Annotated in this window: 16 protein-coding genes; 1 reads left to right on the plus strand and 15 read right to left on the minus strand. The window is 73.8% G+C overall.

The genetic code is table 11. The annotated features are described in order from the left end of the window. Positions 1 to 52: 52 nt before the first annotated feature. Entirely contained in the window at positions 53 to 3,178 is a 3,126-nt protein-coding gene (locus tag ACQCO7_RS05705; RefSeq protein WP_464070787.1) for a S8 family serine peptidase, read from the minus strand. Positions 3,179 to 3,358: 180 nt separating this feature from the next. Between ACQCO7_RS05705 and ACQCO7_RS05710 the strand changes: the two genes are divergently transcribed. Continuing rightward, a complete protein-coding gene (locus ACQCO7_RS05710) occupies positions 3,359 to 6,616 on the plus strand; it encodes a S8 family serine peptidase (protein ID WP_464070788.1) in 3,258 nt (1,085 codons plus the stop codon). Positions 6,617 to 6,676: 60 nt separating this feature from the next. Here ACQCO7_RS05710 and ACQCO7_RS05715 read toward each other — a convergent pair whose 3' ends face one another. The 14 genes from ACQCO7_RS05715 to ACQCO7_RS05780 form a co-directional block, all read right to left on the minus strand. Next, positions 6,677 to 10,384 carry an nSTAND1 domain-containing NTPase gene (locus ACQCO7_RS05715; protein ID WP_464070789.1) on the minus strand — a complete coding sequence of 1,236 codons (3,708 nt, stop codon included), beginning with the start codon at positions 10,382 to 10,384 and terminating at the stop codon, positions 6,677 to 6,679. 147 nt (positions 10,385 to 10,531) lie between these two features. Beyond that, entirely contained in the window at positions 10,532 to 10,894 is a 363-nt protein-coding gene (locus tag ACQCO7_RS05720) for a hypothetical protein (RefSeq protein ID WP_464070790.1), read from the minus strand. 38 nt (positions 10,895 to 10,932) lie between these two features. Continuing rightward, positions 10,933 to 11,805 carry a glycine betaine ABC transporter substrate-binding protein gene (locus ACQCO7_RS05725; RefSeq protein WP_464070791.1) on the minus strand — a complete coding sequence of 291 codons (873 nt, stop codon included), beginning with the start codon at positions 11,803 to 11,805 and terminating at the stop codon, positions 10,933 to 10,935. Positions 11,806 to 11,911: 106 nt separating this feature from the next. Then, complete coding sequence (locus ACQCO7_RS05730; protein ID WP_464070792.1) at positions 11,912 to 12,556, minus strand: hypothetical protein; 645 nt, start codon at positions 12,554 to 12,556, stop codon at positions 11,912 to 11,914. A gap of 324 nt (positions 12,557 to 12,880) precedes the next feature. After that, on the minus strand, positions 12,881 to 13,765 hold the full coding sequence (locus ACQCO7_RS05735; protein WP_464070793.1) for an amidohydrolase family protein: 885 nt from the start codon (positions 13,763 to 13,765) through the stop codon (positions 12,881 to 12,883). A 28-nt stretch (positions 13,766 to 13,793) separates the two neighbouring features. Next, on the minus strand, positions 13,794 to 14,594 hold the full coding sequence (locus tag ACQCO7_RS05740; protein WP_464070794.1) for an SDR family NAD(P)-dependent oxidoreductase: 801 nt from the start codon (positions 14,592 to 14,594) through the stop codon (positions 13,794 to 13,796). Next, a complete protein-coding gene (locus ACQCO7_RS05745) occupies positions 14,591 to 15,163 on the minus strand; it encodes a carboxymuconolactone decarboxylase family protein (RefSeq protein WP_464070795.1) in 573 nt (190 codons plus the stop codon). Before ACQCO7_RS05745 ends, ACQCO7_RS05740 begins: the two co-directional genes overlap by 4 nt. Before the next feature lie 4 nt (positions 15,164 to 15,167). Next, positions 15,168 to 15,983, minus strand: coding sequence for an alpha/beta fold hydrolase (locus ACQCO7_RS05750; protein ID WP_464070796.1), 816 nt, complete (start codon positions 15,981 to 15,983; stop codon positions 15,168 to 15,170). 13 nt (positions 15,984 to 15,996) lie between these two features. Continuing rightward, positions 15,997 to 18,096, minus strand: a complete 2,100-nt coding sequence (locus ACQCO7_RS05755; RefSeq protein ID WP_464070797.1) for an acetate--CoA ligase family protein — start codon at positions 18,094 to 18,096, stop codon at positions 15,997 to 15,999. Positions 18,097 to 18,183: 87 nt separating this feature from the next. Continuing rightward, a complete protein-coding gene (locus tag ACQCO7_RS05760) occupies positions 18,184 to 20,238 on the minus strand; it encodes a 3-hydroxyacyl-CoA dehydrogenase NAD-binding domain-containing protein (protein ID WP_464070798.1) in 2,055 nt (684 codons plus the stop codon). Between the two features lie 14 nt (positions 20,239 to 20,252). Further along, positions 20,253 to 21,395 carry an acyl-CoA dehydrogenase family protein gene (locus tag ACQCO7_RS05765; protein ID WP_464070799.1) on the minus strand — a complete coding sequence of 381 codons (1,143 nt, stop codon included), beginning with the start codon at positions 21,393 to 21,395 and terminating at the stop codon, positions 20,253 to 20,255. 56 nt (positions 21,396 to 21,451) lie between these two features. Continuing rightward, positions 21,452 to 22,591 carry an ABC transporter substrate-binding protein gene (locus ACQCO7_RS05770; RefSeq protein WP_464070800.1) on the minus strand — a complete coding sequence of 380 codons (1,140 nt, stop codon included), beginning with the start codon at positions 22,589 to 22,591 and terminating at the stop codon, positions 21,452 to 21,454. Further along, positions 22,584 to 24,356 (minus strand): ABC transporter permease, encoded by a 1,773-nt coding sequence (locus tag ACQCO7_RS05775; protein WP_464070801.1) that lies wholly within the window; start codon positions 24,354 to 24,356, stop codon positions 22,584 to 22,586. Before ACQCO7_RS05775 ends, ACQCO7_RS05770 begins: the two co-directional genes overlap by 8 nt. Then, positions 24,353 to 25,480: an ABC transporter ATP-binding protein gene (locus tag ACQCO7_RS05780; RefSeq protein ID WP_464070802.1), complete on the minus strand. Its 1,128-nt coding sequence runs from the start codon at positions 25,478 to 25,480 to the stop codon at positions 24,353 to 24,355. Before ACQCO7_RS05780 ends, ACQCO7_RS05775 begins: the two co-directional genes overlap by 4 nt. Positions 25,481 to 25,500 lie beyond the last annotated feature (20 nt).

The following is a 25,500-nucleotide window of genomic DNA, read 5'->3' on the forward strand; positions in this document are numbered from 1 at the left end:
CGCCCCCCGCCGCGTCCGGCCCCGCCGCCCGTGCGGCGGGGCCGGACCTCGTTCACGAGGTGACGGTCAGCAGGGTCCTGCCGACGGGAGCGGTGCCGTTCCCGTAGCCGACCAGGCCGAGGTAGGTACGGCCGGGCGGGAGGTCCTGCCAGGAGACGGCGACCTCGGCGGGCGTGCCCAGGGCCGCGCGCTGCTCGGCCGGAGCGGCCGTGGCGAGGTGGTCGGGCTCGGTGTCCTTGCCGATCAGCCAGGTGCGCAGGGTGTACGGCTGGCCGGTCGCGCCCGCCGGGAGGGCGTACTCGTTGAGGTACACCACGTAGGTGCCCGGTTCGGTGAGGTCGACGTGTTCGTCGTTGCCGGTGACCAGGTCGACGAGGTTGTTCCCGTTCTTGTCGAGGACCCACAGGTCCAGGTCGCTGCCGTCCAGGTGGTCGGCGGACTGGATCGCGACACGGGCCAGTTCGGTGCCCTCGGGCACGGTGACCTCGGTCTTGACGGTGGCGGCCGGCAGCGGCGACTGGCCGGGGGCGAAGTCCGGGTTGGTGCCGGTGAGCGTGCCGGTCTTGACCGTGCTCCCGTAGAGGCCGTTCACCGTGGTGGTGAGGGTGCCGTCCCAGCCGGGCTTCGGGGTGAGGGTGACCGAGCCGGTGGCGCCCTCGCCGGTGGCGGTGTCCGCCGCCGCGAGCGGTGTGGCGCGCAGGGCGACGGCGCTGCGGACCCGGTGGTAGTGCTGGTCGCTCCAGGTGACCGAGCCGAACGCCCAGTCCCCGTAGGCGGCGTCGGTGCGGGTGAAGGTGACCCGGTATGTCGCCGACGCGCCGGGCTTCACGACCAGTTCCCTCGGCGAGACCTCGGCCCGGTAGCCGTGCGGCGCGCGCAGCTCGGCGGTGTAGACGCCGGTCGCGGCGCCGACGTTGGTGACGGTGCGGGTGACGGTCTGCTTCCCGGCGAGGGAACCGACCGAGATCGTCGGGTAGTTGAGGTCGCTGGGGTCGATCTTGCGCGCGGTGGCGCAGGAGTCGCCCGGGAGCACCGGGCTGCCCGTCACGGCGCAGGTGTACGCCGTCCAGTCGGCCGAGGTGGAGTCGTAGACCAGGCCCGGGTCGTCGGCGCGGTTCGGTACGGCCTGTCCGGCGCCGTAGTCGAGGGGCGTGGCCGGGGTGTCGGCGCCGGTGCGCCGGATCGGCTCGCCCGCGCTGTCCGTGGTGGTCGCCGTGGTCATCAGCGCCGACCTGATCTCCATGGGGGACCAGTCGGGGTGCCGTGAGCGCAGCAGCAGGGCGAGGCCGGCGACGTGCGGGGTGGACATCGAGGTGCCGGACATCAGGCCCTGTGCGCCCTTGAAGCGTCCGTCGTCGCCGCCCGGGACGGTGCCGGCGACGATGTCCATGCCGGGGGCCGCGAGGTCGGGCTTGAGCAGGTCGCCGGTGACGGGGTTGGGGCCGCCGGACGAGAACGCGGTGATCTGCGGGGCGCGCTGCTCTACGGCCCGTGCCGCGCTGAGGCTGGCGGTGGCACCGGGGCCGTCGGCGTAGGTCTTGACCGCTGCTCCTGCGGTGCTGTCGAGGTGCACGCGCGGGAAGGGGTAGGTGTAGGCCAGGCTGTCCTGGACCGCCTGCGCGTTGTAGAGGACCATGCCGACGCCGCCCGCCGACTCGACCTCGACGCTGGTGTCCGTGTTGACGGACTGACCGCGCCTGCACAGCACGATCGCGCCCTTGACCTTGGCCGGGTCGAGAGTGCCCGGCTGGCACAGCTCGGCCTGGGAGGCGTCGGCGCCGCTCTTGGCGGCCTTCACCGCGTCGACCAGCGGCGCGGACGGTACGGCGCGGTCGCTGACGCCGACCCCGTCGTACGCCTTTCCGTCGCCGAGGGTGACGGTCGTGCGGTAGCCGGTGTCGTGGGTGGACGCGGCCACCGTGGTCACCCAGGGGACGAAGTTGCGGACGGTGCCCGGCCCCGAGTTGGACGCGGAGGCGGCGACGAAGACGCCCGCCTTGGCGGCGTTGTACATCGCCGTGTACTCCGGGGTGGCGGCCAGGGCGTTGCTGCCGATGGAGTAGTTGATGACGTCCACCCCGTCGGACACGGCCTTGTCGAAGGCCGCGACGGTGTCGACGGTCGTGCAGCCGATGCTCCAGCAGACCTTGTACACCGCGATCCGCGCGGCCGGGGCGATTCCGGAGATCCGGCCCGAGATGGCGGTGTCGGGCACGTGCGCGGGCACGTCCATGTCGCCGGCGGCGGTGGTCGCGGTGTGCGTGCCGTGCGAGTCGGAGTCCCTCGGGGACGCCCAGTCGGCCGGCGTCGGGTTCGGGACGCCCTCCTTGAAGTACCGGGCGCCGATCACCTTGTTGTTGCAGGTGACCTGGTGCTCGGTGTCGGCGCCCCGGTCGCAGGCGCCCTTCCACTTCTTGGCGATGATCGCGGCGTCGGGGCGGGGTTCGGAGAGGGCGTGGAGCGACGGGTTCTCGGTGTCGATCCCGGAGTCGAGGACGCCGATGATCACGCCCTCGCCCGCGTTGCGCTGGCCGCCCGGGGTCTTCGCGTACAGGCCGGCGGGGTCCTTCAGGCCCAGGAAGCGCGCGGTGTCGGGGACGGGGAGGGTGGCGGTGCGGGTGCGGGCGCGCTCCGTGGTCGTGGTCGCGGAGTGCGTGCCGGAGGCGGAGCGGGCCGTGGCCGCCGTGTCGCCGTCGGCCGCCTTGCGTATCTCGTTGCGCGTCAGCGACAACACGCCGGGTGTGCGGGCCAGTTCGGATGCCTGGTGCGCCGTCAGCTCGGCGGCGAACCCGTTCAGCACGTACTGGTACGTGTACAGCGGCTCGACGCCTCGCACCTCGTCCAGCACCTTGTCGCGTTCCCGGTTCAGGTGGCCGAGGTAGTCGCGTGCCGCCCGCGACCGCGTGTCCAGCCGCTCGCCCTGGGCGGGCGCGGTCCTGGAGTACGTGGCCACGGGCCGCTCGGCGAGCTGGACGAGGTATGTACCGGCGGGATACGCCGGCCGGGCGGCGTCCGCCGGCGCGGCCTGGACGGCGGGGCCGGAGATGAGGATCAGGGTCCCGGCGAGCGCCGGGGCGAGCAGGGAAGCCGTTCTGCCACCGGGGCGACGGCGGGTGGGGGGATGCTGGGACAAGTCGATGCCTTCCCGCTGCGCACGCGTGGTCAGGCGCGTGCGCATGATGATCGTTCTGTCGATCTGGATCCTGTTCCTCCCGCGGCTGCCGCGAGAAGAGTGAGCAGCTTGAAGTCTGGAGAGATTCACCGCTTCTTCACGAAGTTTCCCTGGAGGACGGCTGGTTCCCGATAGAGGAACGTGAACTCTCAACAACCATGGGTCGGTTGTGCCACACTGCCGATCATGCCCACCCCCCACCCGGCCCCGATAACGGGCGCGAAACGCGCTGCCCGTATCGCCGTGGCCGCGAGCCTGGTCACCGCCTTCGCCGCGACCGGCCCCCTGCCCACGGCCTTCGCCGCACCCGCCCCCACCACCAAGTCCGCCCCCGACAAGCTCGGTTCGCACGACGCCCGCCTCCTCGCGCAGGCCGAGGCGCACCGTACGAAGAACGTCACCCTGATGATCGCCACCGCTCCGGGACAGACCGAGCGGGTCGCGAAGGAGCTGGACGCGGTCGAGGGCGGTTCCGTCGGCCGCACCTACGACCGGCTCGGGTACGTCCGCGCGACCGTCCCGACCGGCGAGGCGCGGGCGGCCGTCGCCGCCGCCGAGAAGCTCGCCTCCGTCCAGGCCATCGACCTCCGGGACACGATCTCCCCGGAGGCGCCGGCCACCGAGCACGACGGCACCTCCCGCGCCTCCGCGACCGCTTATCCCGGTCCGGGCAAGGACACTCCGGCGAAGAACCCGTACCTCCCGGTCTTCGAGACGGGCGCCGTCGACTTCGTGCACCAGCACCCGGAGGCGGACGGCCGGGGCGTGACCATCGGCCTCCTCGACACGGGCGTCGACCTCGACACCCCCGCGCTCCAGAAGACGACGACCGGTGAGCGCAAGATCGTCGACTGGGTGACCGCCACGGACCCGGTCATCGACGGCGACGGCACCTGGCTGCCGATGACCGCCCCGGTCACCGGGCCGACGTTCGACTACGGCGGGAAGACCTGGAAGGCCCCGGCGGGCTCCTACCGGATCGGCGTCTTCCACGAGTCCGCCACCGCGCAGGGCAAGGTCACGGACCAGCCGGGCCACTCCGACGGCGACGTCAACCGCGACGGCGACACGACCGACGTGTTCGGGGTCCTGTACGACCCGGCCGCCGGGACGGTCACCGTCGACGTCGACGGCAACGGCGACTTCACCGACGACACGCCGATGAAGCCGTACAAGGACGGCTTCCAGATAGGCCACTTCGGCACCGACGACCCGGCCACGCCGATCGTCGAGCGCCAGCCGTTCGTCGTGCAGATCCGCAAGGACGTGCCGATGGACCCGATGGGCGGGGACTGGGTCGGCAAGAAGTCCGACTTCGTCAGCATCGGTCTCGTCTCCGGCGCGCACGGCACCCACACGGCCGGTGTCATGGCCGGCAACGGCCTGTTCGGCGGCCGGATGAGCGGCGCCGCCCCCGGCGCGAAGATCGTCTCGTCGCGGGGCTGCGCCTTCGCGACCTCCTGCACCAACACGGCCATCACCGAGGGCATGATCGACCTCGTCGTCAACCGTGGCGTCGACATGGTCGAGATGACCGTCAACGGCGCGGCGGCGCTCAACGACGGCAACGACGTCTTCTCCACGCTGTACGACCGCCTGGCCGCCCAGTACCACATCCCGATCGTCGTCCCCTCCGCCAACACCGGCCCCGGCGCCAACACCACCGGGGACCTCGGCTCCGGCGACGGGGTCATCACCGTGGGCGCGAGCGTCTCCCGCGCGACCTACGCCGCCAACTACGGCGCCGCCGTGGCCCGTCCCTCCCAGGTGTTCACCTTCTCCGGGCGCGGCCCCGCCGAGGACGGCGGCCTCTCGCCGGCCCTCGTGGCTCCCGGCTCGGCGGTCAGCACGATCCCGGCCTGGATGCCCGGCTCGTCCATCGCCGAGTCGGGGTGGAAGCTGCCGCCCGGCTACGCGATGTACAACGGCACCTCGATGTCGTCCCCGCAGGCGGCGGGCGCGAGCGCGCTGCTGCTGAGCGCCGCGAAGGAGAAGGGCATCGCGATGACGGCCGGGAAGCTGCGCACGGCGCTGACCTCGACCACCCGGCACATCGCGGGAGCCCAGGCGTACGAGGAGGGGGCCGGCCTCGTCGACGTGCCCGCCGCGTGGAAGGCGATCGAGGCGGGTGCCACCGCCCACGACTACACGGTGAAGGCCCCGGTCGACACCGTGCTCGCCGGGAAGCTGAAGACGCCGGGCTTCGGCCGGGGCGTCCACGACCGTGAGGGCGGCCTGAGGGCCGGGCAGCGGAAGACGTACGACGTGACGATCACCCGCACGTCCGGGCCGTCCGGCTCGCTCCCCCACGTCCTGCGCCTGGTCGACAACAAGGACCGCACCTTCTCGATCGCCGGACCGCGACGGGTCGACCTGCCGCTGGACGAGCCGGTCACCGTGAAGCTCCGGGCCGCGCCGAAGAGCGCGGGCATCAAGAGCGTGCTCCTGGTGGCCGACAACCCCCGCACGCCGGGCGTCGACAAGCAGATCCTCAACACGGTCGTGGTCTCCACGCCGCTCCACCACGTCTTCACCGCCTCGGGCTCGGTGCGGCGCACCGCGTTCGTCTCGCACTTCGTGACCGTCGCGCCGGGCACGAAGGCGCTGGAGATCGCGCTCAGCGGGCTGAAGGAGGGCAACAAGACGTCCTTCACGGCCTTCGACCCGTCCGGCCTGGCCGTCGCGGGCGACGCCGCGCACCCGGACTTCTCCGCCCTCACCGATCCGATGCCCGGTGTCTGGGAGATCGCGGTCGCCGCGGGGCGCCTGTCGGCCGCACTGGACAACCCCTACACGCTGACCGTGTCCGCGTTCGCCGCCTCCTTCGACCCCTCGCCGCTGACCGTGCCGCAGGCCGCGCTCGGTAAGCCAGTCGGCACCTCCTGGACGCTGACCAACCGGATGGCGGCGGTCGACGGCCGCCTGGAGAGCGGCACGCTCGGCTCGTCGAGGACCGCGCGGCCGGTCGTCGCGAACGACGCCACCCAGCGCGGCACGGTCGAGGTACCCGAGGGCGCCACGTCGCTGGACGTCACCATCGGGGGCGCCGCCGACCCGGCGGCCGACCTCGACCTGACGGTCCTCGACGCGCGGGGCAAGGTCGTCGGCCAGTCCGGGGGCCCCACCGCCGACGAGTCCGTCTCCCTGGCGAACCCGGCGGCCGGCACGTACACCGTCGAGGTCCACGCCTTCCGCGTCCCGTCCGGCTCGACCGCGTACGACTACCACGACGTGTTCTTCTCCCCCGTGCTCGGCGAGGTCGCCGTCGACTCCTCGACGCCGGTGCGGCTCGGCACGGGCGGCTCGGTGAAGGTGCCGGCGACCGTCACGGTGGCGGCTGCGGCGGCCGGGGGCCGTGAACTCGTCGGCACGGTACGGCTGGTGAACACCCGTGGCACGACCGTGGGCACGGGTGACCTGATCGTCGGGAAGGTCACGCCGTAAGCCGCACGGCACGGCAGGGGGCGGGTGTCCGGTACCTCGGGCACCCGCCTCTGCGCGTCGTCAGCCGCACAGCCGGCGGTAGGGGGCGTCGGGGATGTACGTGTGCCAGCGCTCCGGTGTCAGGTCCGCTCCGCCTGCTCGTGCGCAGACCGTGCGGACGGCCGTTCGCGGGTCGACGGTGTAGCGCTGGAGGGGGACGTGTGCGCTGCCCGCGTACAGGGTGGTGCCGTCGCCGCTGAAGGAGAGGGTCTGGACCGCCTCGCCGGGGGTGGTGAGGGGGGCGCCCAGGGGCTGCTGGGTGCGGGTGTCCCACAGTTGGAGGGTGCCCGCGCTGCCGCCGACGGCGAGGGTGTCGCCGTCGGGGCTGAGGGCGAGCGCGCTGACGGATTCCGGGGTGCTGTCGAGCGAGGGCGGGAAGGCGTTGCGCAGGATGCCCGCGCGCTGCCACAGCCGCCCGTCCCACAGGGCGACGCGGCCGGTGCCGGCGCCCGCGGCGAGCCGGGTGCCGTCGGTGCCGAAGGCGAGGGCGGTGACCTCCTCGCCGAGGACGAGGTCGCGTTCGGTCGGGGGGTCGGCCGGCAGGACGGTCACCTGGTTGTCGCCGACGAGGAGCCCGCCGTCGGGGCTGACGGCCAGGGCGGGGCCGGGGAGGCCGGGCAGGACGCGGGTGCGGCGGCCGGTCGCCGTGTCCCAGGTCTCGGCCTGGAGGTCGCCGGACGACTCGATGCGTACGGCGTGGACGGTGCGGCCTGCGGGGCCCAGGGCGAGGGTGACGACGGGCTCGGCGGGGGTGGGCGCGAGGTCGAGCGTGCGGCGGACGCGGCCCTGCCGGGTGTCCCAGACCGTCAGGCGCTGGCCGGTGGTGTCCAGGCCGTGTGCGGCGATCCCGTAGCCGAAGGCCGTGCCGTGCGCGTCGAACGCCATCAGGGGGACGGTGGCGGTGGGGTCGGCGGAGGCCGGCAGCGGCGGGGCGGGGAGGGTGCGGGCGGCGCCGCCCCGGGTGGAGGCGAGGCGGAAGGTGTAGTGGGCGCCGGTGTGTTCGGCGGTGGCGACGGTGGTGCCGTCGGGGCTCAGCAGGACCTGGTCGAGCGGGTGGGCGCGCCAGGCGGGGGTGGCGGCGGCCGTGACGTCCAGGGTGTGGACGGTGCCGCCCTCCAGGTAGCGCAGGGCGGGGCGGGCGGGGTCCCAGGCGGGGCCGTCGTAGGGGTGCTGGTTGTCGAGGCCGTGCCGCAGCACCGGGGCGTCGGGGTCGGACAGCCGCCATACGCGCAGTTCGCCGGAGTCGGTGGTGGCGAGGAAGGCGCCGTCGGCGCTGAGGGAGGCGGACGAGACGCCGTCGTCGGTCACGGTGGCGAGGGCGCGGCCGGTGCGGATGTCCCAGACGTGGACGGCGGTGGCGGTCAGGGCGAGCAGGCGGCCGTGGTCCAGGCTCAGGGTGATGGGCGTGTCGCCCTCGGGGGCGGGGTCGCACAGGCCGGCGGTGTGCTCCCAGGCGCCGGGGAGTCTGCGGCGGGTGGCGGTGTCCCAGACCTGGGGGGTGCCGTGGGCCGGGCAGACCGCTGCCATGCGGTCGTCGGCGCCGAGGACCGGGTCGGCGGGGCCGGGTGAGGGGATCTGGAGCAGGACGCGTCCGTCGGCGGCGGAGCGCAGCCGGACTCTGCCGTCCTCGGTGTCCCCGACCAGCGCGTCGGCGCGGCCGAGCCGTACGTCCGTCCAGTTCGGCATGGGTTTCGGGGCGCCTGTCCAGCGGCTGGTGCGGGTGTCCCACAGCCGGACGCCCTCGGGGCGGGAGAGGGCGATGACGCGGCCGTCGCTGCCGGCGTCGCGTGCCTCGCCGGTGGGCAGCGCGCCGTCGCGTCTCCTGGTGTGGGTGGCGACGTCCCAGGCGGTCCAGTGGCCGTCGGCGACGCTGAGCAGGGTGCGGCCGGAGTCGAGGAGGAAGCGGTGGGGGATGGTGCCGGGGGTGGGGTCGGTGAAGGCGTCGTCCTCGGGCTGGGTGAGCGAGCCGAGCAGGGCGCGGCGGCTCTCGGGCAGGTGGGAGACGCGCCAGGCGGCGACGCCCAGCAGGAGCGCGGTGCGCGGATCGGTGGTGCGCAGCGCGTCGGCGACGTCGGCCACGCGGCGGGCGGCGATGGCGGTGCGCTGCCGCTCGTCGTAGCGGTGCTGGGCCCAGGCGACGGCCGTGACGGCGAGGGCGGTGGCGAGGACGGCGGACAGGGCCGTGAGGAGCCCGCGGTGGCGGCGGGTGGCGCGGGTGGCGGCCCGCTGCTCGGCGTCGCGGGTGTCGAGGGCCGCCGTGAGGAAGTCGTGTTCGGTGCGGGTCAGCAGGTCGTGGTCGGGGAAGAGTTCCTCGGCGCGGGCCAGGGCGGCGCCCCGGTAGAGGGCGCCGGGGTCGCGGCCGTGGTCGTGCCAGGCGCGGGCGACCTCGGCGAGCCGGGAGCGGTGGCGCAGCCGTTCGCGGTCCTCCTCGACCCAGCCGGACAGGCGGGGCCAGCGGGTGATGAGGGCCTCGTGGGCGAGCTGGACGCCGTCCTGGTCGGCGGTGAGCAGGCGGGCGCCGGTGAGCCGGTCCAGGACGAGCGGGAGGTCCGGGTTGGTGTGCTCGGCGAGTTCGGCGCAGGGCAGCGGGCGGCGGGTGTCGGGGGTGCCGAGGCCGGGCTCCACCATGCGCAGCAGCAGGTGCCGGGCGATGCGGGCCTGGGCCGGGGTGAGCTGCCGGTACAGGTTCTCGGCGGTCGCGGCGACGGCGCCGTGCACCCCGCCGGCCGCCTCGTAGGCGGCGAGGGTCAGGGCCCGGCCCCGGCAGCGCCGCCAGGTCTCCAGGAGGGCGTGGGAGAGCATGGGCAGCGCTTCGGGCCGGCCGCTGGCCTCCTCGACGAGGCGTGCGGTGAGCTCGCGTTCCACGAGCAGTCCGGCCTGCTGCGCGGGCCGGACGATCACCTCGCGCAGTTCGTCGGCGGTCAGCGGCCCGAGCATCAGCCCGGCGCCGCGCAGCTCGTCGGCCAGGCGCCGGTGTTCGCCGCAGCGGGCGTAGAAGTCGGCGCGTACGGCGAGCAGGACGCGCAGCCGGCTGTCCGGGTCCCGGGCGGTCAGCAGCAGGTCGATGAACCGGGTGCGTTCGGCGGTGTCCCGGCAGAGGGTGAAGACCTCCTCGAACTGGTCGACGACGACCCAGCTGTCCGGTTCGCCGTCGGCGGGGGTGAGGAGGTGGGCGTAGGTGGTGGCCGGCCGGGGTCCCGGTGTGAGGACCCGCAGGACGGCGGGTCTGCCGTGCGTGGCTGCCTCGTCGCGCAGGTGGGGGATGAGGCCGGCGCGCAGCAGGGAGGACTTGCCGCTGCCGGAGGCGCCGAACAGGACGGCGAGGCGCTGTTCGCACACGAGCCGTTTGAGTTCGGCGGTGGCCCGCTCCCGGCCGAAGAAGAGGTGCCGGTCGTCGGTCTCGTAGCGGGTCAGCCCCCGGTACGGGGCGGGCGCGTCCCCGTCGGGTTCGCGTGCGGCGTGGCTCTGTTCCCGCGCGGTCTTCCACAGGGGTTCCAGGAGTGCGGGGTCGCCTCCGCAGGCGCGGGCGTAGCCCTCGACGACCGGCCAGGAGGGGAGGCGTTCGCCGGAGGCCGCCTGGGAGAGGGTCGTCGCGGCGAAGCCGGCCCGCTGCGCCATGGCCCGGTAGGCCGGTCCGCCCGCCGCTCGCCGCAGTTCACGCAGTGCGTGGGCGAGCCGCTGGACGGGACCGGCCTCGGGGTCCACGGGGAGTTCGGGACGGCCTGCCACATGTCCTGCCTACGTCAGAGCTGTACGGGAAAGAGGCTCTTGCCCGGGTAGCGGCCCTGATGCGTGTGACCTCCCCGCAGACGGTGCGGGGCGGACATGTCGGGTGGATGACGTCGAGGCGAACCGCCGGTAAAAGCGCCCCGGCCGTCAGTTGATCGAGTACGTCGTGGTGCCGCCGTCGGACTGGCGGGGGACGTACACGAACTTCGTGTGCCAGCCGATGTTGGAGCGCTCGTAGTGGAACTCGACCGAGCGGTCCGTCTGCCACCAGTAGTCCCAGGCCGTGGTGCAGTTGTTCGCCGGGACGTCCCAGAAGCGGGAGCCGGTCCAGTCGTGGAACTGGTTGTAGCCGACGACGAAGAACCGCATCGGGCGCGGGTTGTTGTTGCAGACCTGGAGCTGCACGCTGTCGACCTGGTCGGCGCTGGCGGTGGTGGGCAGGGCCAGGCCGACGCACAGGGCGCCCAGCGCGAGCGCCGGCACGGTGACCTTGTTGAGGAGGGTACGCATGGAGGGGTCGCTTTCTGCTGGTGTCGAAGGGGTGGGGCTCAGCTGGTGAGCCCGTGGGACCGCAGCCACGCCCCGGCCGCCTCGGCGGGTGCCTGGCCCGCCTCGACGCGGGCCGTGAGCGCGGCCAGTTCGGGGGTGGTCAGCCGGGTGCCGAGCCGGGCGAGCGTGTCCCGGGCGGTCCGGTCCGTGCCCGCGGCGTCGGCGAGCGGGACGACGTGCTCGGGCGGGACGACGGCTGCGGGGTCGGCCAGCACCACCAGGTCGCGGCGGGCGATCACGGGGTCCGTGCCGCGCAGGACCAGGACGTCGGGGGTGCCGCCTTTCGGCGCCGCGGTGAAGGTGACGCCGTACGCCTTCGTCAGGGCGGCGGGCGTGGGGGCGTCCGGGTCGCCGGTCGCCGGGCCGCCCAGGGTGAGGCGGGTGCCCGCGCGGCGCAGGTCGGGCAGGCCGCGCAGGGTGTGGTGGCCGGCCAGTGCCCTGGTGACGGCCAGGACCACGCCGCGCTCGGCGCGGGCCGGGCGCAGCGCGACGATGCCGGGCGGCAGGGCCATGCTGAGCGTCGACGCCATGTCGCCGGGGCGGGTGCCGCCGCCGGGCATGGCCCGCAGCAGGGCGGTCTCGTAGGCGGGGGTGAGCCCGATCTCGCCCTTCACGACGGCCCGTGCGCTGTCGGCGGGGCCGGTGAAGGGGGTGAGTGCCGTGGTCACCCGCTCCCCGGCGGCGGTCAGGAGCTGTTCGTAGAGCGCGGCCACGATCCGGCTCTCCGTCGAGTTGTCGCTGCCGATCACCAGGGGGCCCTGCTGGTCGGCCGACGAGGCCGTCGTGCCGTCCGTCGCCGTGCCGCCGCAGCCGGTGAGGAGCAGGAGCGAGCCGAGGGCGAGGGCGGCCGTGCGCAGGGGGTGTCGGGTCATCGGTCGGGCCACTTCTGTTCGGTCGGAGGGGTCGGGGAGGTGGGAGGCACGCGGCTCCGCGCGCCTCCCACCGCGCGCGGAGCCGCGTACCGGATCAGGGGCCGGGTCAGCGGCAGTGCTGGTTGTGCTCGGCCCAGCTCATCGAGGTTTCCTTCTGGTTGACGTAGCCCAGCCGGGCGTCGCCGCCGTAGTAGCCGGACGACTGGTAGTCGTGGACGTACCAGATGTAGTGGCCGTAGTAGCGGGTACCGAAGTGGATCTCGTACCAGCCGGTGGCCTGCTGCTTGGGGGTGCCGCGCTCGATCCAGCCCTTGTGGCCCGGCGGGATGTTGACGGTCTCGCCCTGGCTGTCGGTGTGCGACGCCTGCCAGGTGTGGCCGTAGCTGGCGGAGATCTCGGACTCGAAGACCTCGAAGAACTTCACGCCGGCGCTGACCGAGACGCCGACCGAGTTGGTGGTGCCGGTGGTGTCGGACCAGTCGATGCGGTGCTGGTTGGTCTGGCTGCCGCAGTTGAAGGCGGTGCTGCCGACCTGGTGGGCGGGGCCCGCGTACGTCCAGTAGCTCTGCGGGTGGAACTCGCAGAGGTCGGCCCAGCTGCACGCGTCCAGCAGCTGCCGGGTGCTGGGCGTGTCCTCGGCCATGGCCTGCGGGGCGGCGAGCAGGGAGGCGCCGAAGGCGAGCGCGCCGATCGCGGCGGCGGCCCGGCCGAGACGCTTGCGGGACTTGGTTGCGCTCTGTGCGCGGTCCATGAATACAGCTCCTGGGGAAGAGGTGTGCGTGGTGTGAGGAGCCCCCGGCGGCGCTGGGGGAGACACCGCCGGGGGGCTCACCCGTCCGCTTCTTGTGGAACGGGCCGGGCGATCACCACTGTCACCGGCGCCGAATTGATCGGCACCCCTCTCTGACCAGGTAAATCAATGCGCGGCGGGGTGCGGGAACCGGCCGGTGAACGGGGCGGGTCTCTGCGAGGGCATCGCCCTTGCGGACAGCTCTCCACGCCGGCGCGGTGCCCTCCACCGCCTCAGCCGCCTCCCCGCCTCCCCTGCTTCCCCGCGTCAGCCGCCTCCCCCGCCTCAGCCGGGAAAGTCGAAGCACTCCGTCGGGTTGTCGACGAGCAGGCGGTGGCGGGCCGCCTCGTCGGGGGCGATGTCGGTGAGGAGGTCGGTGAGGTCGCCGTCGTCGGGGACGAAGCCGTGGGTGTTGGGGTGGGGGTAGTCGGTGCCCCAGACGACGCGTTCGGGGGCGGCGCGGGTGAGGAGCGCGGCGAGTGCGGCGGAGTCGGTCATGGCGGGCGGAGCGGTGGCGAGGCGGTCGGCGCCGCTGAGTTTGACCCAGGTCCTGCCGGTGTCCAGGAGGCGGCGCAGGGCTGTCACGGCGGGCGAGCCGAGGCCCTGGCGCAGGTCGGCCCGTCCCATGTGGTCGATGACCAGGGGCAGGGGGAGCGAGCGGATGAGGTCCTCGTGGTCGGCGAGGACGTCGCCGGTGACGTGCAGCGCGAGGTGCCAGCCGTACGGGCGGACGAGGCCGGTGACCGCCGCGATCGTCTCGGCGGTGGGGGGCGGCCCCAGGTGCGGGAGGAAGTGGAGGCGTGCGCCGCGTACGCCGGCCTCGTGCAGCCGGGCGACCTCGCGGGGAGGTGTGTCCGGGCGGATCAGCGCGACGCCCCGGTAGCGGCCCCCGCCTTCCGCCAGGGCCGCCACCAGCGCCGCGTGGTCGGCGCCGTGCGCGGCCGACTGGACGATCACGGCACGCCGGATGCCCAGGAGCGCGTGCAGTTTCCGCAGGTCGGCGAGGGGGGCCTCGGGTGGGGTGAAGGTCCGGTCGGGGGCGTAGGGGTAGCGGCCGGTGGGCCCGAAGACGTGGCAGTGCGCGTCGCAGGCGTTGTCGGGCAGCGTCAGCGCCGGCGCGTGCGGGGCCGGGTGCGGGCCCGGGTTCGAGGGGGTGGCGGCGGTGGGCATGGGGGTCTCCCGGTGGATCGCTCGGCGGTCAGTCGCAGCGGGCCGTCATGCCGCCGTCGACGACGAGTTCGGTTCCGGTGACGAAGCGCGCCTCCGGTGAGGCGAGGAAGAGCACGGCGTGGGCGGTGTCGCGGCCGTCGCCCATGAAGCCGAGGGGGATGCGGGCCTGACGCTGGGCGAGGAGGGTGTCGATGTCGCCGCCGGAGCGCTGTGCGGCCAGCCGCGCCTCGACCATCGGCGTGTGCAGTTGTCCGGGGACGACGGTGTTGACACGGATGCCGTCGGGCGCGTGCTGCACGGCGACCACGCGGGACAGCTGGATGACGCCGGCCTTCGCGGCGGCGTACCCGGCCTGGGCGGAGCCGGTCCAGCGCAGGCCGGAGGTGGAGGCGATGTTCACGATGGCGCCGCCGCCCTGCTCCCGCATGACCGGGATGACGTGCTTGCAGCCGAGGTAGACGCTGGCGAGGTTGGTGTCGAGCTGCTGGCGCCAGGTCTGTTCGTCCAGTTCGACGGGGCCGCCGTGGCGTGAGCCGCCGACGTTGTTGACGAGGATGTCGACCCGGCCGAAGGCGCCGAGGGCGGCTCGGACCATGCCGGCCACGGCGTCGGAGTCGGTGACGTCGCACAGGTGGGTGACCGCGGTTCCGCCTTCTTCCGCGATCAGTGTCGCGGTCGGTTCCAGCAGGGCGGCGTCCCGGTCGACGAGCAGGACGGCGGCGCCCTCCCGGGCGAGGAGGGCCGCTGTCGCGCGGCCGTTGCCCCAGCCCGGCCCGGCGCTGCCCGCACCGGTGACGATCGCGGCCTTCCCGGCCAGCCGTCCGCTCATGCCACTGCTCCGTTCTCGTCGGACGGGCCCGGGGCCGGGCCCATCGCGGTCTGGCCGACGCGCAGCGCGACCAGGAAGCGGGAGACCAGGTTGTAGGTGCCGATCACGGCGGTGAGTTCGACGATCCGCCGGTCGTCGAAGTGCGGGCGCAGGCCGTCGAAGACCTCGTCCGGCACGTCGACGGAGCGGGTCATGGCGTCGGTGTAGGCGAGGGCGGCGCGCTGGGCCGGGGTGAGCGGCGGGGCCGCGTCCTCGGCGGGCCCGCGCAGCGCGTCGGTCTGCCGCCTGCTCAGTCCGGCGCTGAGCGCCACCGGTTCGTGCGCGTCCCACTCGTAGGCGGCCCCGTTGAGGGCGGCGACGCGCAGGATCGCGAGTTCGCGGACGGCCGGGTCCAGGAGGGTCCGGGTGCGGACCGCGCCGAGCAGGGTGTTCCAGCCGTCGGCGACGGGCGGGCTGTGCAGCAGGGTCTCGTCGAGCGGGGTGAGGTCGCCGCCCCGCCGTGCCCGGATTCTCCCGGCGGCCTCGCGGTGGTCGTCGCCGGTGAGGCGGGGAGGGTCGAGTCGTGTCACGTGGTCAGTGCTCCTTCGTCGGGGTCCGGTCGCCGACCGCGCGGGCGAACGTGGCGACGGCCTCGCTCAGGGCGGCGGGCTGTTCGGGGGCGAGGGCGTGTCCGGCGCCCCGGACGACGCGGACGGTGACCCGCTCGCCCAGCAGCGGCCGGAACACGCCGGGGACGACGACCGTGTCGTGCTCCGCCTGGAGATCGAGCAGCGGGACCGTGCCGCCCGCGCCGAAGTAGTCGTCGACGGGGGTGGTGTCGCGGGCGTGTCCCTGGGCGTGGTGCGTCTCGGGGAACCAGCCCGTCAGCCAGGGCCGTGGATCGTTGCCGGGCGCGAAGAACGCCTGCTCCAGGTAGCGCAGCCGCTGTTCCTCGGGCAGCGAGAGGTCTCCGGCGCCGTCGATGGCCTCGCGCATTCTGCGGTACGGCCGCTCCGTCGAGCCGGGGGGCGGTTTCCCGGCCGAGGCGGCGGCCATGACGAGGCCACTGACCAGGTCGGGGCGGTCCGCCGCCAGGGTCCGGGCGGGCTGGCTGCCCCAGGCGTGGCCGACGACCACGGCGGGTCCGGTGCGTTCCGCGTCGAGGACGGCCGCGACGTCGGCGGCGAAGTCGTGCAGGTCCAGGCCCCTCATCGGTCCCCTGCTGAGGCCGATGCCGCGCGGTTGGGGCCGCAGCACGCGAAAGCCCCCGGCGGCCAGCAGGGCCGCGACCTCGTCGTAGTCGTGTGCGCCCCGGCCGAGGGAGGGGAGGATGACGACGGGCGGCCCCTCCCCCTGGCTGAGCGTCTCGATCTGTACGTCGCCCGTGGTGACGACCTTCCTCCGTACCATCCTCGCTCCCCCCTCAGAGCCGGACCGGCGCCCGGCGGACGAGGGCGTCGAGCGCGGTCACGCCCTTGCCTTCGAGGCCGACCGAGACCGGGTTGACCTCGGCCTCCAGGACGTCGGGGTGGTCGACGGCCAGCCGAGAGATGCCGACGACGGTGTCGGCGAGGGCGTCGATGTCGCCGGCCGGGGCACCCCGGTGGCCGCCGAGCGGGGCGAGTCCCTTGACCTCGCGGATCATCTCCAGGGCGGTCTCCCGGGTGACGGGTGCGAGGCGGACGGAGGCGTCGGCGAAGAGCTCGGCGAGCACGCCGCCGGTGGAGAGCACGACGACGGGGCCGACGTCCTGGCTGACCCGGTAGCCGACGAGGGCTTCGGCGACCCCGGTGCCGGCCATCTGCTGGACGAGGACCCGGTCGAGGGCGATGCCGGGATCGTGGGCGGCGACGGAGGCGGCGATGGCGCGGGCGGCGTCCCGGACCCCGTCGGCGTCGTGGACGTCCAGGACGACTCCGCCCGCGTCGCTCTTGTGCGGGAGCTGCGCGGAGAGGGCTTTCACCACGACGGGGTAGTCGAAGGGCAGGTCGACCGGGCCGCTGGAGTCCAGCAGGGCGGCGAGGTCCAGGCCGACGGCGGGCGCCGCGGTGACGCCCTGCCCGCCGAGCAGTTCCGTGGAGGCGAGTTCGTCCAGGACGCCCGCCTCGCCCGGGGCGACGGCGGGGAGGTGCGGGCGGCCGTCGATGGTGGCGGGCCGCCGGGCGAGGGCGGCGGCGACGACGTCGGCGCAGGATTCCGGGGTGCGGAAGGCGGGGACGCCCGCGGCGTGCAGCAGTTCCGCGGCCTGGGCGGCCTCCGGGAGCGCGAACGCGGCCACGGGGACCCGGTGGCCGCCGCGTTCCGCGATGGCGTGGACGGCGAGTTCGGGGTTGAGCCGGGCGGAGGAGCCGATGACGAAGACGACGAGGTCGAACTCGCCGCTGTCCTGCATCAGGCGCAGCGCGCTGGTGACGCTGTCGTGGCGGGCTCCTTCGAGGCCGATGTCGGCGATCAGGCTGTGCGGGATCGGTACGCCGGCCGCCGCCATGGCGGCGCGGAGCCGCTCGCTGGGGGCGGTGACGGTGAGGCCGCGCAGGGCGAGCTGGTCGACGACGATCGCGCCGCCGCCGCCCGTGGTGGTGATCACTCCGACGCGCGCTTCGCGGCGCCCGGCGTGGGCGGGGAGGCGGCGCAGCAGGGCGGGGGCTTCGAGGAGGGACTCGAAGTTCGTGACGCGGCTGAAGCCGCAGGCGGTGAAGAACGCCTCGGACTCGCTGTCCTCTCCGGCGAGCGCGCCGGTGTGCGAGACGGTCAGTGCGGCGGCCTCCTGCGAGCGTCCGAGCTTGTAGACGGCGACGGGTTTGCCCGCGCGGCCCGCGGCGGCGGCGAAGTCGGCGAGGTCGTCCGCGTGCCGCAGGGATTCGAGGAACAGGGCGTAGGAGGTGACGCCCGGGTCGTCGAGGACGGCCCGGCAGATGGCGCCCAGGGAGAGGTCGGCCTCGCCGCCGGTGGAGACGAGGCCGGCGAAGCCGATGCCGCGTCCGCGGGCCCGGCTGACCAGGGAGCCGATGACGCTGCCCGACTGGGAGGCGACGAAGACGCCGCCCTGCGGGATGTCGGGCTCGCCGAAGGCGGCGTTGCCGGTGAGCATCACGCCCGCACGCGGGTTGACGACGCCCAGGCTGCTCGGCCCGACGAGCCGTACCCGCCCCTCGGCGGCAGCCGCGCGCAGCCTGTCCTCGCGCTCGCGCCCGGCCTCGCCGTCCTCGGCGAACCCGGCCGAGAGGATGGTGGCCACGCGCACGCCGGTGCGGGCGCACTCCCGTACGGCGTCGATGGCCGCTTCCGCGCCGGTCATGATGTAGACGTGGTCGGGCGCCTCGGGCAGTGCCGTCAGGCTCGGCCATGCCTTCTCGCCCTGGACGGTCTCCCGGCGCGGGTTGACGAGGTAGGTGCGGCCCTCGTAGCCGGCCTGGGCCAGGAAGCGCTGGGGGCGTCCCGTGGGCTTGGCCGGGTTGTCCGACGCTCCTACGACGGCGACGCTGCGGGGGTGCAGCAGGGCCTGGCTCAGTGTGCTGTCCATGCCGGTCGACTCCTCTGCTCTATAGAATATTGACTATCGGTTACTACTGGTCTCACATCCGCGGCCGGCAGGGGCGCACCCGCCGCCTCACTCCCCGGTGAGCAGTTCCAGCCGCCCGCTCCTGAAGCCCCGGCCGGTCACCTCGGCCAGACGCCGCTGCTCGGCGTCGAGGGCGGACGGTTCCTGGCCCCGCGCCCAGAAGGTGACTCCGCCCACGTGCGCGGGGAAGCCGTACGCCAGGGTCAGCATCAGGTCGATGTCGCCCGCCCGGTCGGCGATGCCCTCCTCCAGCAGGAGAGCGCTCTCGTTCGCCATCGCCGTCAGGGCCCGGCGCACGATCTCGTCCGCCGTGAAGGCCCGGGGCGTGATCCCCTTGCGCCGCCGGGACTCCTCGATCAGCCGGGCCACCCGGCCGTCGGGGACCGGGGTGCGGGAGCCGGGCTCGTAGTGGTACCAGCCGCCGCCGGTCTTCTGGCCCAGGCGCCCGCTCTCGCACAGCCGGTCCGCGACGTCGGGGTAGCGCTCGCGCGGGTCCCTGCCGGGTGCGCGGTGCTGTCTCGCCCGCCAGGCGATGTCCAGGCCCGACATGTCGGCGACGGCGAACGGCCCCATGGCGAAACCGAACCGCTCCAGCGCGGAGTCGACCGTCTCGGGCGTGGCGCCCTCCTCGACCATCAGCTCGCACTGCCTGCGGTAGGCGCTGTAGACCCGGTTGCCGATGAACCCGTCGCACACGCCGGCGACGACGGGCAGCTTGCGCATCACGTGGGCGGCCGTGAACGCCACGTCCATCGCCACGCCCGAGGTGCGGGCACCGCGCACGATCTCCAGTACCGCCGCCCGGTGCGCCGGGTTGAAGAAGTGCAGGCCGACCAGGCGGGAGGGGTCGTCCAGCGACCTCGCCAGCTCGTCGACGTCGAGGTAGGAGGTGTTCGTGGCCAGGGTGGTGCCCGGCTGCGTCACGCTCTCCAGTTCCCTGAGCACCCCCGCCTTGACCGCGGTGTCCTCGAAGACCGCCTCGATCGCGAGGTCGACGTCCTTCAGTCCGGCCAGGTCCGTCCCCGCCGACAGCAGTTCCAGGCGCCGGCCCGACTCCCCCGCGTCCAGCCGCCCGGCGGAGATCATGCGCAGGTAGGTGCCGCCGAGGGCCTCGACCACGCGGCGGGCCGCCTCGGGGTCCTGGTCCACGACGGTGACCTTGAGGCCGGCCTCGACGCACGCCCGGGCGATCCCGGCGCCCATGGTTCCGGCGCCGACCACGCCGACGTGGGTGAGCTCGCAGTCCGCCCCGGCCCGGTTGGCCTTACGCACCGCTGTCCTGGCGAAGAAGAGGTGCCGCAGCGCCGCCGCCTCGTGTCCGGTGCGCAGCCGGTGGAACTCGGCCCGCTCGTGGGCGAGGGCGAGGTCAGGCGGTACGGCCGTCCCCGTGAGCACCGCGCCCACCGCCGCGACGACGGCGGGGCGGGCACGCCTCGCGGCGAGGGCGCGGCGCGCGCTGTCCTCCAGCGCGCCCGGCTCGTCCGTACGGACCGGAAGGTCGCGCAGCACCCGTTTGCCCTCCAGGGCGCGGGCGAAGCGGATCGCCTCCGCGCGCAGCGAGGAGAGCACCACCTCGTCGACGAGGCCCTCGTCCCTGGCCCGCTCCACCGGCAGGCGCTCGCCGGAGGTGGCCAGTTCGAGGACGCGGGAGGGGGGCACCAGGCGCAGGGTGCGCTGGGTTCCGCCCGCGCCGGGGATCATCCCGAGGGTCACCTCCGGGAATCCGACGACCCCTCCGGCCCGCGCGATCCGGCCGTCGCAGCCCAGCGCGAGTTCGAACCCGCCGCCCAGGGTCGCGCCCGCCAGCGCCGCGACGACCGGCTTGGGGCACCGTTCGATCGCCGCGATGACGTCGGGGAGCCGCGGTTCGGGCAGGGTGTCGGCCGCGAACTCGCGCAGGTCCGAGCCCGAGACGAAGTGCCGGCCCGCCCCGATGAGGACGACGGCCGTCGCGCGTTCGTCGCGGGCCGCCGCCGCGACGCCGGCGAGCAGTCCGGCCCGCAGGGCGGCGGTGCTCGCGTTGACCGGCGGGTGGTCGATGACCAGGACGGCCACGTCCTGCTCGACGGCGTAGGCGACGGGGCCCCACTGCTGTTCTGTCATGGTGTGCCCCTCCGTCACGCGGCGCGCTGGCTGAACCGGCGGCCGAAGATCTCCTCGGCGATGCGGTTCTTCAGCATCTCCGTCGAACCGCCGGCGATCATCCAGCCCCGGGTGCGGCGCATGCAGTACTCGACGAGCGTCTCGGTGCTGTAGCCGAGGGCGCCCATGGCCTGCATGGCCTCGTTCGCGGCGCGGAAGCCGGCCTCGTTGGCGGCGTACTTGGCGACGGAGGTCTCGTAGGCGGACGGCAGCCCGGCGGCGGCGTTACGGACGGCGCGCTCCAGGAGGGCGTCGGCGGCGTCCAGGGCCACCGCCACCTCGGCGAACTTCCACTGGAGTCCCTGGAACTCGCTGAGCGTGCGGCCGAACTGGGTGCGCTTGCCGAGGTGTTCCCTGGCGATGTCGAAGGCGAGGCGGCCCAGGGCGAGGGCGCGGGAGGCGTTGCCGATCCGCTCGACGTTGAAGCCGCTCATCTGCTGCTTGAAGCCGCCGGGGCCCAGCAGGATGTTCTCCCTGGGCACCCGGCAGTCCGCGAAGTACAGCTGCGCCCAGGTCTCGCCGCTCATGTACGCCGAGGGGGTACCGAAGGTGAGGCCGGGGGTGTCGCGCTCGACGAGGACGGAGCCGATGCCCCGGGTGCCGGGGCCGAAGCGGACGTAGACGAGGAAGAGGGTGGCGTCGACGCTGTGGGTGCCCCAGATCTTGGTGCCGTTCAGGACGACGTCGTCGCCGTCCTCGGTGGCCGTGGTGGTCAGTTCGGTGGCGGCCGAGCCGGCTTCGGGTTCGCTCATGGCCAGGGAGAGCAGGGCCTGGCCGGCGAGCAGGTCCGGGAGGTACTTCTTCTTCTGCGGTTCGGTGCCGAACTCGGCGAAGGTGCGGATGGCGCCGAAGTTGCCGGCCTGGAGGACGTCCGCGCTCTTCGGGCAGTGCCGGGCGATCTCCTGGATGACGGCGACGGCGTCGCCGAGCCCGGCGCCCCGGCCGCCGTCCTCGGCGGAGACCGTCAGGCCCAGCAGTCCCCGGCCGGCGAGGAGGCGGGCGATGTCCCAGGGGTAGGCGGGGTCGTGGGCGCGGGCGAGGGCGCCTTCGGCGAGGTGGCGGGAGGCGAAGGAACGGACCGAGGCGATGAGGTCCTGGCGTTCGGTGGTGTCGGGCATGGGGGTGCTGTTCTCCTGGGTCGGCTGCGGGGGTGAGGGGTGCGGGGCGGGGCCGGTCAGCCGAGGTAGTCGAATGCCTTGCGCCAGACCTGTTCGTCGGCTTTGCCGCGGCGTTCCATCTGGTCCTCGGTGAGCAGATGCGCGCGGGGCGAGTCGGCCGCGGGCAGCCGGTACTCGCCGGCCCTGGCCGGGCCGATGTCGGTGCGCGCGGCGACGAAGCCCTGCGAGGCGGCGAAGCGCTGGCCCTCCCGCGACACCGACCAGTTCGCGAAGACCCGCGCGGCGGGGCTCTTCAGCCCCTGTTCGGTGAGGCCGAGGGGGGTGGGGGCGCCGGCGACGCCTTCTTCGGGGACGACGAGCTTGATGGGGGCGCCGGCGGCCTGGGCGGCGAAGGCGTTGTTGAAGCTCAGGGAGGCGATCGAGATCTCGCCGCGGGCGAGGGCGTCGACCTCGGTCGAGGTGGAGTCGAAGATGCGCGCCCGGTTGCGCGCCTGGGCCCGCAGGTAGCCGGCGCCGAACTCCTCGATCTGGAAGCGGGCGAGGGCCTTGACGCTGCCGCCGGTCGTGACGGCGACGACGCCGAGCTTCCCCTTGTAGCGGGGGTCGGTGAGGTCCTGCCAGCCGGTGGGCGGGTCGTCGGTGACGACGGCGGAGTTGTAGCCCATCGCGTTGACGATGTAGTAGCTCGCCCAGTACCGGTCGCTGGTGAGCGCGGTGCCGTCCGGCAGCCGGTCGTGGAAGGGCGTGCGGTACGGGACGTACACCCCTGCCTCGGCGAACTCGCGGGCCACGAGGGGGTCGGTGATCCGGATGACGCCGGCCTTGAGTCTGCCCGCCCCCTGTTCGGACAGCGCGCGTTCGGCGAGCTTGTTGGTGGGGAGCCGGGTGAGCCGGACCTTGATGCCGGTGTCCGTCTCGAACCGGGCGACGGTGAGTTCCTCCGCCTCCTGCCCGGTGCCGGAGTAGAGGACGACGGTGTCGTTCCTCGCGGCCTCGTAGAGGGCTCGGTCGGCGATCGGTTCCCCGCCGATGCGCAGCCCGTCGGAGGTGTCGATCTCCGGTCTCGCGAGCAGTTCCGCGGCCGTCCGGGCCTTGGTGTCCTCGATGTCGCCGCAGCCGGTGACGGTGGCGAGCAGGCCGGCCCCCAGGGCGGCGAGGAGTCCGCGTCTGTCCAGGTGGTGTGCGCGCTCAGGCACCGTGGGTCCCCTTCTTGGCGCCGAGGCGGCGCGGCAGGTAGCTGAGGACGAACATGATCAGGCAGTAGACGAGCGCGGTGGCCGATGCCTCGCGCAGCGCTCCGCCGTTCTCGAACTGGTCGTAGATGGCGATGGAGAGGGTCTCGGTGTCGGTGGTGTAGAGGAAGAGCGGGACGGTCAGCTCGCGCATGCTGAGCATGAGCAGCAGCAGGAACGTCGAGGAGACGGCGACCCGCAGCAGCGGCAGCGTGACGAAGGAGATCGCCCGCAGGCGCCGGGCGCCGAGGAGGACGGCGCTGTCCTCCAGGTCGCGGTCGGTGGCCTGGATGGCGGAGGCGATGCCGCGGAATCCCTGGGGCATCTGCACGGCCACGAAGCCGACGATCAGCACCCACAGCGTCCCGTACACCGGCACCGGCATGACCAGCCACGTCCACAGCAGGCCGATGCCGAGGACGACCGCGGGGATGGCGAGCGGGATCATGGAGACGGTCTCCAGGGCGCCGCGGGCGACGGCCTCGGTGCGGTACACGACGTAGCCGGCGAGGAAGGCCAGGACCGTTCCGCCGAGGGCGGCGAGCAGCGACACGAGCACGCTGTTACCGGCGGTCTTGACGAAGACGTCGGAGGTGACCGCCGTGACGAACGAGGTGATGTTCAGCGCGCCCGGCTCGGTGAGGCTGCCGAAGGAACTCATGTACGGCGAGGTGCGCACGGCCGAGAGGAGGAGCCCGAGCAGCGGGGCGACGATCGACAGGACGAAGTAGAGCAGGGCCGCCAGCAGGGCGGGCGTGCGCAGCCGGCCGAGCCGCAGGGTCCGCGGTCTGACGCCCTTGCCCGAGACGGTCGTGAAGGACCGCCGGGCGAGGACGCGGCGCTGCGCGAGGGTGACGGCCACGACGACGGCGACCAGCACGACGGCCACGGCGGCGGCCTCGTTGCCGCGCGAGGGCGTGGCGTTCATCAGGGTGTAGACGAACGTGGGCAGGGTGTTGATGCCGCCCGGCGAGGCCAGGACCTGGGAGACCGCGAAGTTCTCGAAGATCAGGACGAAGATCAGCAGACCGGAGCCGAGGATCGCGGGCAGGGCGAGCGGCAGGGTGACCGAGCGGACGGTCCGCCAGGTCGAGCCGCCGTGGATGCCGGCCGCGTCCTCCAGGTCGGGGTTCATCATCGACATGGCGCTGTGCATCATCAGGAACGCGTACGGGGCGTAGTAGAGGGCCATGACCATGACGACACCGGGCACGGAGTAGATGTCGACGGGCCCGGTCGTGCCGAGGTCGCGGAAGCCGATGTTGATCAGCCCGGCGCCGGGGCTGCCGAGGATCGCCCAGGCGAGGGCGCCTACGTAGGACGGCAGGAACATCGGCATGAGCCCGATGAGGAAGACGAAGCGTTTGCACGGGATGTCGGTCCGGGCCGTCACGAACGCCAGGAAGCCGCCGATCAGCAGGGCGGAGGCGGTCGCGCAGACGGCGATGAGCAGCGAGTTGCCGGCCGCCGCGAGGACACCCGCCTCGGTGAGGACCCGGAAGTTGTCCAGGGTGAGGTCGAAGCCGATGGAGCCGGGCCGGGGAACCTTCTCGCTGAACGCGGCGAGCACGATGAATCCGGCCGGGACCAGGACGAGGAAGCCGATGACCGCCAGGAGCGGCAGCCCGGCCAGCCGGGCCCATCGCCTCGGCCCGCGGCGGAAGGGGCGCGGCGTCCTGCGCGGCGGCTCGGCCGTGGCCGTGTTCCGTTTCGTGAGCGTCGTGCTCATGCGGCCACCGCCGTCGTCGCCGGTCCGGGCACGGTCTCGGGCAGCACCAGCACGTTCCCGGCGGCGACCCGGACGGTCACCCGGGCGCCGTGGTCGAGCCGGCCGGTGGGCGGCGGCGCGCAGACGGCTTCGAGACCGAGCCCGGCGTCGGTGGTGACCTTGCACCGGATGGACGCCCCCTGGAAGACGGCGACGTCGACGGTGCCCTCGAAGGTGTTCTCGGTGGCGGCGGCCGGAGCCGGCCTGCCGGGTCCGGCGAGGTCGACCCGGACGTCCTCGGGGCGGATGCACACGCTGGCCGGACCGCCCGGCACATCGGTGGCGGTGCGCAGCGACAGGCCGTGTCCGACGAGTTCGGCGAGCCGCGCCGATGCGCCCCGGGTGGCCTCGAAGACGTTCGTCACGCCGAGGAAGGCGGCGATGGACGCGCTGGCGGGGTGCCGGTAGATCTCCTCCGGGGTGCCCAGCTGGGTGATGCGGCCTTCCTGCATGATGGCGATCCGGTCGGCGAGGGCGAGCGCCTCCTGCTGGTCGTGCGTCACGTACATGCTGGTCAGGCCCTGCTCGACCTGGATGCGGCGGAGTTCGACGCGCAGGTCCTCCCGCAGCCGCGCGTCCAGGTTCGACAAGGGCTCGTCCAGCAGCAGCACGCTGGGCGACATGGCCATGGAGCGGGCCAGTGCGACGCGCTGCATCTGACCGCCGCTGAGCAGGCTCGCGCCCCGGCCGGCGAGGTGGGCCAGTCCGACGGTGTCCAGCACCTCCAGGGCCCTGCGCCGCCGGTCGGCCCTGGCGACGCCCTGCATCCGCAGCGGGAACTCCACGTTCTCCAGCACCGTCTTGTGCGGCCACACCGCGTAGGACTGGAAGACCATGCCGACGTTCCGCCGGAAAGCGGGCACCGCCGTGCCGCGTCCGGCGTCGAAGACGGTGGTGTCGCCGATCGAGATCGCGCCTCGGGTGGGCGTCTCCAGGCCGGCGATGCACCGCATGGTGCTGGACTTCCCGCAGCCGGACTGCCCCAGCAGGACCACCGACTCACCGTCCTCGATGGTGAGATCGAGGTTCCTGATGGCGACGAAGTCGCCGTAGGCGAGTTCGAGGCCGCGCACGTCAACCTTCATGGCGGTACTCCTCCCTTCGT

Source organism: Streptomyces saintjeani (genome assembly GCF_055409605.1).